This window comes from Novosphingobium sp. MMS21-SN21R (genome assembly GCF_031846015.1).
In the GTDB taxonomy this organism is placed as follows: Bacteria; Pseudomonadota; Alphaproteobacteria; order Sphingomonadales; family Sphingomonadaceae; genus Novosphingobium.
Map to the genome: position 1 here is coordinate 779,675 of NZ_JAVRDU010000001.1, position 12,630 is coordinate 792,304.

General features: G+C 64.5%; 11 protein-coding genes. 3 read left to right on the forward strand and 8 right to left on the reverse strand.

Annotation, left to right across the window (positions count from 1 at the left end; all coding sequences use genetic code 11):
* The 5 genes from RM192_RS03675 to RM192_RS03695 all read right to left on the reverse strand — a co-directional run bounded on the left by RM192_RS03675 (position 1) and on the right by RM192_RS03695 (position 5,302).
* A complete protein-coding gene (locus tag RM192_RS03675) occupies positions 1 to 1,203 on the reverse strand; it encodes a glycosyltransferase family 1 protein (RefSeq protein WP_311506224.1) in 1,203 nt (400 codons plus the stop codon).
* Positions 1,200 to 2,771, reverse strand: coding sequence for a beta-3-deoxy-D-manno-oct-2-ulosonic acid transferase (locus tag RM192_RS03680; protein ID WP_311506225.1), 1,572 nt, complete (start codon positions 2,769 to 2,771; stop codon positions 1,200 to 1,202). Before RM192_RS03680 ends, RM192_RS03675 begins: the two co-directional genes overlap by 4 nt.
* Positions 2,772 to 2,857: 86 nt before the next feature.
* Entirely contained in the window at positions 2,858 to 3,463 is a 606-nt protein-coding gene (locus tag RM192_RS03685; RefSeq protein ID WP_311506226.1) for a histidine phosphatase family protein, read from the reverse strand.
* Positions 3,464 to 3,476: 13 nt separating this feature from the next.
* Positions 3,477 to 4,289 (reverse strand): manno-octulosonate cytidylyltransferase, encoded by an 813-nt coding sequence (locus RM192_RS03690; protein WP_311506227.1) that lies wholly within the window; start codon positions 4,287 to 4,289, stop codon positions 3,477 to 3,479.
* A gap of 29 nt (positions 4,290 to 4,318) precedes the next feature.
* The gene (locus RM192_RS03695; RefSeq protein WP_311506228.1) at positions 4,319 to 5,302 is read right to left on the reverse strand and encodes a KpsF/GutQ family sugar-phosphate isomerase; all 984 of its coding nucleotides are present in this window, start codon (positions 5,300 to 5,302) and stop codon (positions 4,319 to 4,321) included.
* Between the two features lie 199 nt (positions 5,303 to 5,501).
* Here RM192_RS03695 and kdsA point away from each other — a divergent pair, with 199 nt between their 5' ends.
* The 3 genes from kdsA (at position 5,502) to RM192_RS03710 (ending at position 8,003) form a co-directional block, all read left to right on the forward strand.
* Positions 5,502 to 6,332: a 3-deoxy-8-phosphooctulonate synthase gene (gene kdsA / locus RM192_RS03700; protein ID WP_311506229.1), complete on the forward strand. Its 831-nt coding sequence runs from the start codon at positions 5,502 to 5,504 to the stop codon at positions 6,330 to 6,332.
* Between the two features lie 45 nt (positions 6,333 to 6,377).
* Positions 6,378 to 7,427, forward strand: a complete 1,050-nt coding sequence (locus RM192_RS03705; protein ID WP_311506230.1) for a phytanoyl-CoA dioxygenase family protein — start codon at positions 6,378 to 6,380, stop codon at positions 7,425 to 7,427.
* Between the two features lie 84 nt (positions 7,428 to 7,511).
* Complete coding sequence (locus RM192_RS03710) at positions 7,512 to 8,003, forward strand: hypothetical protein (protein WP_311506231.1); 492 nt, start codon at positions 7,512 to 7,514, stop codon at positions 8,001 to 8,003.
* A 3-nt stretch (positions 8,004 to 8,006) separates the two neighbouring features.
* Here the strand turns inward: RM192_RS03710 and RM192_RS03715 are convergent, their stop codons facing one another.
* Genes RM192_RS03715 through RM192_RS03725 form a run of 3 tightly spaced genes read right to left on the reverse strand, consistent with a single transcriptional unit; the run spans position 8,007 to position 12,235 of the window.
* Positions 8,007 to 10,181 (reverse strand): CHASE2 domain-containing protein, encoded by a 2,175-nt coding sequence (locus RM192_RS03715; RefSeq protein ID WP_311506232.1) that lies wholly within the window; start codon positions 10,179 to 10,181, stop codon positions 8,007 to 8,009.
* On the reverse strand, positions 10,182 to 11,552 hold the full coding sequence (locus RM192_RS03720; protein WP_311506233.1) for a FecR domain-containing protein: 1,371 nt from the start codon (positions 11,550 to 11,552) through the stop codon (positions 10,182 to 10,184).
* Positions 11,552 to 12,235, reverse strand: a complete 684-nt coding sequence (locus RM192_RS03725) for a response regulator transcription factor (RefSeq protein WP_311506234.1) — start codon at positions 12,233 to 12,235, stop codon at positions 11,552 to 11,554. Before RM192_RS03725 ends, RM192_RS03720 begins: the two co-directional genes overlap by 1 nt.
* Between the last annotated feature and the right edge of the window lie 395 nt (positions 12,236 to 12,630).

Here is a 12,630-nt window from a genome sequence, read left to right on the forward strand (position 1 = left end):
CTAGCCCCGCTGCAGTTGTTCAATCGCGCTGACCACGATTTCCATGTGCTCGGCCCAGGTCGGTTCGTGCCACTCGGGCAAGCGTTGCATCTGGCCCTGCCAAGCAGGGCCTTTCCACGCATGGTCGAGTATCGCCTGCTTCCATGACGGCCCGTCCAGCGGATCGATGTAGTCAGGCACTGCCCCACCAACCTCATGATGCGCCGGAATGTCGCTGCACAATACCGGCACGCCGACCGAGAGGGCTTCCGCAACCGGCATCCCGAACCCTTCAGCGAACGAAGGCATGAGCAGAGCGCGCGCGCCGCGCAACACGGCGGCAAGGCGGGTATCGGAGCAGCCGTTGATTTCCTCCACATGCGGGCGAAGCGCCGGGCAGCGGTCGAGCATGTCGAGGACCTGTTCGTTTTCCCACCCACGTTTCCCGATGATCACAAGGCGCGGGATTTGCGCCTCAGGCATGGTCTCGGCAAAATGCCGCCAGAGGTGCAGAAGCAGCAGATGGTTCTTGCGCGGTTCGATCGTGCCGATGCAGACAAAGTAGGGCTTTGCCCCGGCTGTCTTGGCCGCCGGTCCAACGCCCAGCGGTTCGGTCCCGAGCAGGGCAACGTGAGTCGCAATAGGCCGGCCACTGGCCTCGATCCAGGGTTGGAACGAGCGCCCCGTTGCCGCAGAGTTGACGATCACGGCATCGGCATGGTCCGCCACGGTTTTCATGCGGCGGCTATGCAGCTTTGCGCCTGAGGGACGGGCGTATTCTGGAAATTCGACAGGGATGAGATCATGCACCATGCACACGAACTTTGCCCTTTCGCGCGCGACGATCCGGCGAACCTGCTCGGGCCGGGTCAGATGGTGCGGTGATACCTGTACGTAGACCCGGCCTTGTCCTGAGGCAGGGGCAGGGCGCGACATGGGCAGCAGGCGCGCCAGCCAAGGCAGGACCGACGGCAGCGAGCGTTGGCGCGGCTCATTCTCGCCCTGTGCCCAGCGCCGCTCCAGTTCGTCGAGATAGGCCGCCGCGGTAGCGGCAGGCAAGCGGCCATACAGTCCGGCAGGATGCACGGCCGCGAAGCCGAGAGACGGGCCATAAGCGCGCGAAAGCCCGCGCGCATAGGCCATTTCGACGCGGTCCACGCCTGACGGGGTGGAATAGCGCACGCGCGAGATCAAGCGCGAAATGTCCAGGATCACTTCGCTCATCGCCATTTCGCCATGAATTGCCCCTGCCACCGCCGTAGGGGTGCGACCCATCCCAAGCGATTGGGTGCCTGGGCCTGCGCCATACGGCTCACCAGCACTTCGGGCGGGCAGGGCAGGCCGGAAACCGGATCGAGGTAACGTGGGTAAAGGATCAGAACCCCGGCGACCAATTCGTCCAGCGACAGCCTGCGACCCCGCCGATCGGGGATGTGCGCCAGATCATGGGTCAGGCCCCATCCAGCATAGAACGGCGTTCCGTGACATGTCACGTCAAGCCCGCGCATCAGCCCTTCAAACCCGGTGAGTGAGGTCAGCACATGCACCGAATCCACCACATCCAGCAATGGCGCCATGCCCCCGCCGCGCACGATCCGGTCCGCAAAGGCGAGAGCGGCATCGTCTGGGACGGCGCCCTTGCGGTGCCCGGCGTCGACATCGGGGTGAGGCCGGAACCAGATTTCCGCATCCGGCTCGATTGCGCGAACCCGCCGCAGCAGTTCGAGATTGGATGCAAGGCCGCCGCCGCCTGCGATCACTGACATGTCATCCTCGACTTGTGCGGGCACCAGCACCAGCTTTCGTCCCGGCGTGCGCGAGGGAATCGTTGCGGCGACACCGGCAGAATACTTGCTGATGCCTGCTTTCACGATGGTTTGGCGCAAGGCGGCGGCGCGCGCTGTCAGCGCAGCGGAAAAGGTCGTGGTGGCGAGAATATGCTCGAGGTCGCTGGGGCCGGACGGGTCGAAATGGATACCCCTTGTATCGACCACCACCGACGAGGGAGGCACGAGATTGCTGCCCAGCCCGACCGAGCGGACGAATCCGTCCTCGACGCGCACCAGCCCGGTGCCCTGCCGCTGCGCGGCTTCAATTAGCGCAGGCGAAACGCGCGAGGGCCAGATGGCAACAGCACCGCCGAGCTTGCGCGCCAGTTTCAGGGCTTTCGTCGCTCTCGCTACAATATGGAGGGGGCGGCCCGGCACCCACAGGAACCGGTGGATTTCGTCGCGCTTCCACCAGGCCATGCCGCTGGCGGCGACGATAGCGCGGTTTGCGGTGATCAAGCGCTGCCAATCCGCGAGCACTTCCACGACGGCTTCCGGCGTTGCACGCTCGCCCGTGAACGGGTCGGTATAGCTGACATGGGCGATGGCGCTGACAAGTTTGGCCCCAAGCGTCTCCTCATCGTCGCCGGGCGATCCGTGGCGTCCGGCGGAGAGGAAAGTGACCGGCACGCCTGCCAGCCCGGCAAGCAAGACCCATTCATCGTCGCCGTGTGCGACAAGACCGCCAGCACCGTCGATCACCGACCATGGATCGACGTCGCAGCGCCACGCGCCGCCTTGTTTGGCAACAGTTGCAGCAGCGGCGTTGGCGAGGCGTTGCGGAACGACCCACACCGCATTCTTTCGCGTTTCGGCATCAAGCGAGGCGGCGAGGGAGTGCAGTTCTGCCGAGGCCTTGGGGCGCAAGACCACACAGGCCGGGCGCCGGAGGTTCGCAGGTGCCGCCCAGAACGCACCGCCCACGCGCGCTTCACGGATCCTTGCGAGAAGGGCTGAGGACACAGAGGACCGCAGCCGGGCGGGCGCGGGCTGTGAAATGCTGACCGTTCGGCCCGGAAACGGCGGTGCTCGCAGCAGGGGCTGATCGGTCACGGACGTTCACCCCAACAGCCAAGATTCAGAGCGCCGTCCTGATCCCGTTCGATCAACCCGAATCCGCCGGTTGGCAGCTTGAGCGTAGGCAGCGACTGCGCGGCTGCTGCAAGGGCGGGGTCGCTCATCAAGGAGAACCGTGCCGCGCCATTGCTGGTCACCAGCAGCGTTGGCACCGCCTGCGGCTCTGCGAACAGGGACTGCCATGCTGCAATTCTGTCGGCAGCATCGACCGTCCAGCCCGGTGGCGCGACGGCGTGATGCTCCCATGCGGCCAGCGCCTCCGCCCCGATCCGTGCCAGCACTTCGTCCTCGAACAGGTTCTCGTCCGGTCCGTGATCGATCTCACGCAGGAAGTCTGCGGCTTGCTGTTCGGCAGGCAGCGCAAGCGCAGCGACGATCTCGGCTGCCGTCTGCCGGGTTCGCAGGAGGGGTGAGACGAGCACGCGCGTGAAACGTAACCCTTGCCGGGCGAACAGCGCGCCCAGCGCGCGGGCCTGTTCGATGCCCTTGTCGGTCAGCGGCAGATCCGTGCGCGCACCAATGCGTCGCGGGGTTTCCCCGGCGGCGAAAGTGTTGCCGTGACGGACGATGACATACATGCGCGCTGCAGGATCAGTTCGAATGGGGATCGCCAAAGCGGGTAATCGCTTCCTCGGCCTTTGCAAGGTCTTCTGGCGTATCGATACCGGACAGCAGATGCGACGGCACTTCCACAGGGAAAGTCTCGACCGCCCAGCCATTTTCGAGGAAGCGCAACTGCTCCAGCCCTTCCAGCGTCTCGTAGTGTCCTGCAGGCGCTGAAGCGAACCATTCGAGCGCGCGCGCGGTATAGCCATAGAGCCCGAGATGCTGCCAGACCGGTGACACCGGACTTTCCCTGAGGGCGGCTTCATTGCGCATCGCAGGCAGGATCGATTTGGAGAACCACAGCGCCCGGCCTTGCGCGTCCCGAATGCAGGTCGTGCCGCTGAACGGTGCGGTGATCTTGTGCGCGCGCAGTCGGTCGAGGCGGGGCCAGTCCAGCTGAAACACGGGCGTCGCCACATCGGCGCGGCCTTCGCGCAAAGTGGCGACGAGGCCGGCGACGATGGCCGGGGGGATGAAAGGGGCATCGCCTTGAAGGTTCACGATGCGCTCCGGACGGTTGCCGAACTGGCGTGATGCGGCAAAGGCCCGTGTCGTGCCGGAATCGAGCGCAGAATCGGTCATCACCACATCGGCGCCGAACGCGCTGGCATGGGCTTCGATGCGCACATCGTCAGTTGCCACCACGACCGCGCAGTCCCCGGCCAGCGCGGCAGCCTGCCGCGCAATACCGACAACGCGTTCCAGCAGAGTCACGCCTGCGATCTTCAGCAGTGGCTTGCCGGGCAGGCGGGAGGACCCGAAGCGTGCCGGGACGACGATGAGGTCAGCGGTGCTCATTCACCAAGGCAATAGGCGCGAGGCTGCTGTCAGACAATGCCGGCCCGGACAATGTCGTGCATGTGCAGAACGCCAGCCAACACGCCGCCATCCTCAACGAAAATGACCGATACCGCATTGTCGTTCATGATCCGCAGGGCTTCCGAACAGAGCGTGCCGGGCGGCACGGTGACCGGATTGGGCGACATGTGCAGCCCGATGCGGTCCTGCAGGTCATGCACCGCAATGCAGCGGCGCAGATCACCATCGGTGAACACGCCGACCAGCTTGTTGCCATCGACCACAGCCGTCGCCCCATAGCGCTTGCGGCTCATCTCGATCGTGGCGCCGCTCAGCGTTGCGCTGGCGCTCACCTTGGGGATTGCCTCGCCCGTCCCCATGATCTGGTCCACACAGAGCAGTTGCGATCCGAGCTTGCCGCCGGGGTGGAAGATGCGGAAGTCGGAAGGCGAAAAACCGCGTGCCTCGATCAGCGCGACCGCAAGGACGTCGCCCAGTACGAGTTGCAGCGTGGTCGACGATGTCGGCGCCAGATCGTTCGGGCAGGCTTCGCGCACCAGGGGCAGCGCAAGGCATATGTCCGCGGCCTTGGCGGCCGTGCTTTCCGGCCAGGCAGTGGCGACAATCAGGGTGATGTTGAAGCGGTTGCAATAGTGGAAAATGTCGTTGAGTTCGCTGGTTTCGCCCGACCAGGTAATCGCAAAGACGACGTCCTTTTCGGTGATCAGGCCGAGGTCTCCGTGGCTCGCCTCGCCGGGGTGGAGGAACAGGGCCGGGGTGCCGGTGGACCGCAATGTTGCAGCGATCTTGCGCCCGATGTGCCCGCTTTTGCCCATGCCGCTGACGATCACGCGGCCGTCAGTCACGGCCATGGCCTCGATTGCCATGTCGAGCGCTATGCGGAACGGTGATGCTTCGAGAACGCTTTTGAGCGACTCAAGTGCCTGAATCTCTGTTTCGACTGTCTTCAGGGCTGAAGCAGTAAACCGAGGTGTCGTTCGTCTGTCGCTCATTTCCAACCTGATATCATGCATTGATCTACCGCCAATTTGGCTGTTGCCGGACCCCCATCCGGTGTGAAACCCCACTCAGTGTGCTGACAGGTTATTGTCAGCAGCCGTCTATTCGGCAATGGAACGTTATAGTCCCGGCGTTTGCCCTAGGCCGGTTTGCAAACCATGACCAATGATTTGAAACAGGATTGCTTCCATAATGCTCCTATGTGGGTCCAAAATCGGTGCGATGGATCACCTCTTCGTGATCGCCGGCCCTTGTGTCATCGAAAGCGAGAAACAGACCCTCGCAGTTGCCGAAGTGATTGCCAAAGTCGCCGAGAGACGTGAGGTTCTGATTATTTTCAAGAGTTCTTTCGACAAGGCGAACCGGAGTTCGGACCAATCGTTCCGCGGACCGGGAATCGACGAGGGTTTGCGCATCCTTGAAAAGGTTCGCGCCGAAACCGGATTGCCCGTCTTGACCGATGTGCATGAGCCAGATCAGGTCGCTGCAGTCGCAAGCGTGGTCGATGTGCTGCAGACACCGGCATTCCTGGCGCGGCAAACCGATTTCATCGCTGCGGTGGCTGCATCGGGCAAGCCGGTGAACATCAAGAAGGGCCAGTTCATGGCGCCTGCCGACATGCGTCAGGTCGTGGCCAAGGCGCGCAATGCGGCGATTGCGGCAGGGCAGGACCCCGACGCCTTCATGTTGTGCGAACGGGGCGTGTCGTTCGGCTACAACACGCTCGTGTCCGACATGCGCGGCCTTGCGATCATGGCGGAAACGGGATGTCCGGTGGTGTTTGACGCCACCCATTCGGTGCAGCAACCCGGCGGTCTTGGCGAACGCTCGGGCGGGCAGCGCGAATTTGTTCCATTGCTCGCGCGTGCGGCGGTTGCTGCTGGCGTTTCGGGCGTGTTCATGGAAACCCACCCGGATCCGGATAACGCGCTTTCGGACGGTCCCAACGCCCTGCCGCTTGATGATTTCGAACCGCTTGTGGCCAGGCTCCAGGCGATTGACGCTCTTGTCAAGGGTGCCTAAGTGGTTCGGGACTAGCGATTTCCGGCGTTTTATGAAGGTGGTCCCATGATTGGCAGAGCGCTGCTGGCGCCCGTCTGGGCACTTCAACTGCTGACCGGTGCCAAGAGCTTTCTCGACAATCCACTGATTGGTTCGCAGCGGCTTAACGCGCGGGGTCTGCACGTTCAGCGCGTGAAGCTGGCCGATACCCTGTGCCGCATGCGCCGTCGCCGCTTGGCCCGCCACGTGCGCAAGGACTGGATCGAGGCCTTCGAACGGGACGGCTTTGTCATCATCCCGCAGATCGTGCCCGAAGCGGAATTCCCGGCCCTGCGGGAAGCGATTCTCGCCTATCAGGGGCCAGCGCGGGAGATGCGGCAGGGCGACGCGATCACCCGGCGCTTGGCCATCGATCCCGTCATGCTTGATGCCATTCCGGCCCTGCGCAGCTTGCTTGCGCGCAAGGACATCGTGGCGCTGCTGAATTACGTGGCGAGTTTCCGCACGACGCCGCTGCACTATGTCCAGACCATCGTCAGCCATGTCGACGGCAACGATCAGGATCCCCAGGAAGTCCTTCATGCGGACAGTTTTCACTCGTCGCTGAAATCGTGGTTGTTCCTAAATCCTGTTGCGGACGAAGAAGGCCCGTTCTCCTACGTGCGCGGATCGCACCGCTTCACGCCGGAAAGACTCGCGTGGGAGCGTCGCCGAAGCCTTGCCGATCCGCGTGCGATTGATCGCTTGTCGGCACGCGGATCGCCGCGCGTGGGGCCGGAAGACCTGCGTGCAATGAAATTGCCCGACGCCGAAGCCCTGGGCGTTCCGGCCAACACGCTGGTGGTTGCCGACACCGTCGGCTTCCATGCGCGCGGGGCATCGGTCCGGTCCGGCGAGCGGGTTGAACTGTGGTCCTATGCGCGGCGCAATCCTTTCCTGCCATGGCTGGGCGGTGACCTGCTCAGTCTGCCGGGGATCGCGGAGCGCCGCGTGGGATGGCTCTGGGCCTTCCGCGATCGTTTCGAGCGCCGGATCGGCCAGCCTTGGCGCCCTGTCGGTACGCGCACGCCGGTCAATGGGGACGGGCCAAGCGGCGGTTTGCATGAGGGCGGCTGATTTGGCATGAGCGGCGCGGTCTCGCCAAGCGGAGTTGCTGTCATTACCCTTTCCCATCGCAAATTCGGTCCGGTCGTGGTCCTGATGTCCCTGATCTGCGCGGCGTGTTCCGGCCCGATCGAGACGCGCTCGGGCATCGCGGGCGCCCCAGTGACGGGCCATGCCACGGTTGCTGTGCTCGCGTCGCCCGACCAGCACGATGAGGCCACAGGCAGTGCACGCGATGCCGTTGCCAAGGCGCTCACGCACTATGGCTATATCGTGTCGGACGAGGCGCCGTTGCGGATTACTGTGGGCCTCGGTGAAAGGCCGGCATCGCTTGAAGTGCTGGGGGCGGATGGCACGGTCCTGTCCGGCGCAAAACGGCAAAGGCTGTTGCAGGATTGTGCCGATCGCACTGAGCGCCTGACATTGGTTGCCGAAACTCCCGGGGGCGCCATCAGCCGCGCATGGGCCGAGGAAGATCACTGCAAGGGCGGACTGGACCAAGCGCTTGAACCTTTGGCAACTCAGGCCGTCGCGCAGCTTGTCGGCAGGCATGAAAACGGCAGAGATCTGCGCTTCGGCCGCGACTGACGATCAGTCTTCGCCTTGTGCGAGCGGGAAGATCATTCGGAATTCCGACCCCATGCCGTCACGGAAACTATAGGTAACTTGGCCGTCGTGGCGCACCGCGGTGGTCTGGACGAAGGCTAGGCCCAGACCGAGGCTGCCGGTCCCGTCTGCAGCGCGGCCCTCGGCATAAAGCGCAAACGGATTGGCAGCCCGGCCCGGCGGCATGGCCGGGCCGGGCCCTGCGACGCTCAGGATCGCGCGCTCGTCCTCGATCTCGACGACATAGGTAACCACCGCTCCGACCGGCGCGAACTTCACCGCGTTTTCAAGCAGGTTGATGGCTGCCCGCAGCACCATGCTGCGGTCGCCCATGATCCAGATCTCACCACCCGCGCTGCCTTCGTAGACCGAGATCCTGCGCGAACCCGCACGCGGCCAGACCATGTCCGCCGCTTCGCGCGCAATGTCGCACAAGTCGATCGGACAGGGTTGCATCGGGCGTCTGCGCGCCCGCGAGAGTTGCACGAAGTCGTCCGCCAGCCGCAAGGCGTGGCGCGCGTGCAGGCGGATCTGCTCGATTGTCTGCTCGGTCACGGGCGGCGTGCCGGGCTCCCTGCTTGCGATCTGCTCGGTTTCAAGCAGCGTGACGATAGCCGCGTTGGGCGAGCGGATGTCGTGTGAAAGGAACTGGAGGATGTCGTCCCGCTCGTCGGCGATGCGCTGGAGTTCGGTTACGTCGCAATAGGATACGATCCGCGACCCATCCGGAAGGTCGGACGTCGCCCGCATGAAGCTCCGTCCTTCGCGGTCGCGCAGCAACGCTTGCTCGCCGTCGGGGGCTGGCGACAGGATGCCGGTCACGTCATCGATGTGCCTGCCCTTTACGGCTTCGCCAAAGACACGCGCGGCTTCGCGGTTGCCGAGCACGACCTGCCCATCAGCGGCAACGATGCAGACGGCATCGGGCAGGCACTCGATGGCCTGGGCCACGAAATTGCGCAGCGTCCGGATCTGCTCGATGACCAACCCCAGGCGGTGGGCCTCGGCGGCAATCGTATCGCCTCCCAGCATCCGCGAACGCGGCGCAAGCACGATACCCGGTTCCGCTGCAAGCTGCGCCGATTGCGCCATCACGAACCGCGAGATCACGGTCAATCGCCGCCAGCCCCAGAGCACGTGCACCAGCACTAACCCGGCAAGCGCGCTGGCGGGGGGCAGCCAAAGGTGCGCGGCTACCAAGAGCAGAACGCTGGCCGCAATAACCCCGGAGCCCAGTGCGGTGGCGAGAAGAAAACTGGCTGCGGGCGTCAGGCGCAGGAATCCTGCCATCAGGATTATGAGCGGGATCAGCGAAAGCACGCCCCGGGCGGTGCGCGAGGGGGTGTGGATAGCGGCATTGGCCAGCTGGCTGTTGAGGATATTGGCCTGGATCTCGACGCCTGAAAGCAGGCGCCCGGCGCTTGCCGGGACATTCTCGACGTTCCCCAGCCCGGCGGCAGTGGCCCCGACCAGCACCAGCTTGTCCGTCACCAGCGAAGGCGGCACTTCACCGGCAGCAAGGCTGCTGAACGAGACGCGATGAAACGCCTGAGGCCCGGCGTAATTGATGATGAACCCCGCCTCGTCAGGGGATTGCAGCGCGGACTGTCCTTGCACTGTCTGCAGCAGCAGCGATGACAGGCTGGGCATTTCGGCAGACTCGGGAACATGATGCCGCACGATGCCATCGCCATCGGGTTCGAGTTCGACCGTGCCGACCCCCGCTGCCGACTCGCTCAGTTGCGGCGGAGGAAGCCCCGATGCAGCAAGGCGGCCAGTGGCGTCACGCTCCACTAGCGCGGGCAGGAATACTGGATCGGCCGCCCGCATGGCAGAGGCAAGGGCGTCGTCACCAACCGAGGGGTCGAGGAACAACACGTCATAACCCACCGCAGCAGGCTTGTAGGTGGCAAGCCGGTCTAGCATGCGCGCATGTTCGCTGCGCGGCCACGGCCACCGGCCCAGCGCACGCAGGCTGGGGTCATCGATTTCCACGATCAGGATACGGTCGTCAGCAGGCGGCGCGACCAGCCGCGATACGATGTCGTAAATGCGGTTGTCGACGACGTTCAGACGGCCACTCGTCGCCGCAAGCCAGACGACCAGCCCGGCTGCAAGGGCCACCACCGCCCATTCGATATGGAGACGGCGGCGGATCAATTACCGCTCCGGCTCGGCCACGGTGAGCTTTTCAAACGGCAGCCAGTTTTCGACCACGCCCTGCTCGGTCATTTGTCTTAGCCCCACGCGCCAGCGGTAGATGCCCGGCTCGAGGTGACGCAAGGTGATGCCGTCCTGTTCAAGACCAGCTTCATCTACCAGCAAGGGCTTCGCCGGATCGGTGCGACCGAGCTGAAAGTGATAGATGCGCTTGCCCTCACCTTCGCCGCCCCAGGCAAAGCGCATGGCATCGCCGTCCGGACCTGCGCTGGCGGCAAGGCCTGCAAGTACGCGGCGCATGGCGTAAGTCTGCGCCAGACCTTCAAGGCCGGAGGCAGCGACGGCGCTGACCCGCACGAACAAGCCGCCGTTCGGCAGGCCGCCGAATGCAAAAGCGCCGGTATCGCTACGCGCCTCGGCAATGACTTTGGTGAACCCTGCATCCTCGCCTACCTGAACATGGTAGGAACTGGCCTGTCCGACAGGGGTGAGTGCCAGCCGCACGATGGGATCGACCTGGACCTTGCCCGGCTGGACGAGGTCGGGCGCTGAAAGCAGCGTTTCGGTGCGCAGGCCGCCGCCCGCAGCAACCACTGCGCCGTAGCCCGCCGTCAGGCCGGCATCGGCACGCCCTTGTCCCGCGCCAGCCGCAACCGTGCCTTCGAGAACCTCGGCGAGCGACGTTTCGGCGGTAAAACCGACGCGGAACTGCGTCCCCCGCACGGCTGCGATTGCGCGGGGCGTGCGGATGCGGAACCGGCCGTTGCGATCGTCGCCGAGCGGCGCGGCCTTCGTTTCGACCTTGCCCATGTCGACGGTGAAATCGTAGTCGATGCTGCCGGTCAGGATGATCCGGCGCAAGCGCTCGATCCGCATCCGGGTGAGCGTCGGCAAGGACGTGCGCGAGCCGTTGGGCAGGGACAACGTCAAAAATCCGTCTGCGCCGGTTTCCAGCGCGCTGCCTTGCGTCACGTCCATGCCAACCGAGGGGGCAATGTCGCGTCCGCCACTTTTCACGCTGACATTCCCGCGCACCGCAACCAGCCGCGCGACCAGTGCCTCGCCCTTGAGCAGGGCCAGCGGAATGCGCAGCCGCGTGCCTTCCGGAATGCGGTGCGGATTGGCGATATGGTTCGCCTTCTGCACAGCCAGATAGTCTCTCTGTCGATTGAGATAGCGCGCCGCGAGGGTGAACAGGTTTTCGCCGCGCCGGATCTGGTAGATCACGGTATCCTCGGCAGCATAGGCGATGTCTTGCGGCCTGGCGGCTGTGGGGGCTGGGGCAGGCGCGGCCATGGCCGTCGCTTTCGCAGCAAGCACAGCAGCGCCTATCAGGAATGGCAGATGGCCACGGGGCCAGACAAAGGACATCAGCAGGACTCCAGACGGTAGCCGTAATTGAACACCGTCTGCAGCCGGTAGCCGTTGTCGGACCGCAACTGCAACTTCGCGCGAATACGCGAAACGTGCATGTCGAGAGTCCGCGTGGTCAGTTCTGCCACCGACTTCCACACCGCCTCCATCAGATAGCGGCGCGACAGCGGCTTGTGGAGATTGAGAAAGAACAAGTGGGCCAGCGCGAACTCCTTGGCGGTGAGCACGATCTGGGAATCGCCCAGTGTGACGGTCTCGTCCTGCCGGTCGAACACATAGGCGCCAAAACGGTCGAACCGCCCCGCCTCGGGCCGGGCGCGCGCGCGGCGCAGCACCGCCTGGACCCGCGCCGAGATGACCACGGCGGACTCCGGCTTGACGATGTAATCGTCGGCTCCGGCGTGCAGGGCTGCGGCGACGTCGTCCTTGTCAGACCGGCTGGTGAGCATGATCACTTGCGGGCAGGGCTGGATATGTTGCTGGGTCCATTCAAGAATGTCCATGCCGCTCATATCCGGCATGTTCCAGTCGAGGATCAGCAGGTCGAATGTCTCGCGCCCGAGCAGGCTGACCAGGTCGCGGCCACGGCGGAACGCCTCGCAACGGTAGCCCTCCGCGTCCAGCAGCCGTGCGACATAATGCAGCATGGTGTCGTCATCGTCGACGATCCCGATCCTCATTCAATCCCTCGTCATCCGGCCCTCGTCATCCGGCCCCCGTCGTCCGGGCCTTGCGCGCCGACTTCCATGGCATGGTCTAGGCCACTTCGCCCAGCAGGTAACGCGGCCTTTGCGGGATTTACATCTGTTTACAACCAAGTCTGCAGTTTGTTCGCTAGAAGCCTCGGCGGGGGCGACAGAGGGAACCGGAATGCTTGAAGGGGAGGGGGAGACGGACCACGAACTTGACCTTCTTCTGCTTCGCTTGCCGGTGTCGGCCAGTCACGACGCGCCAGCATCTGCCGATGCCGGTCGTTCGCGGCAGGCCGGGGGCGCCCCCACACTGGATTTGACGCTGGCCTTGGTGGAACCTTCTGACTCGCAGGCCAGAGTCGCCCAATGCTGCATCGCGCGGC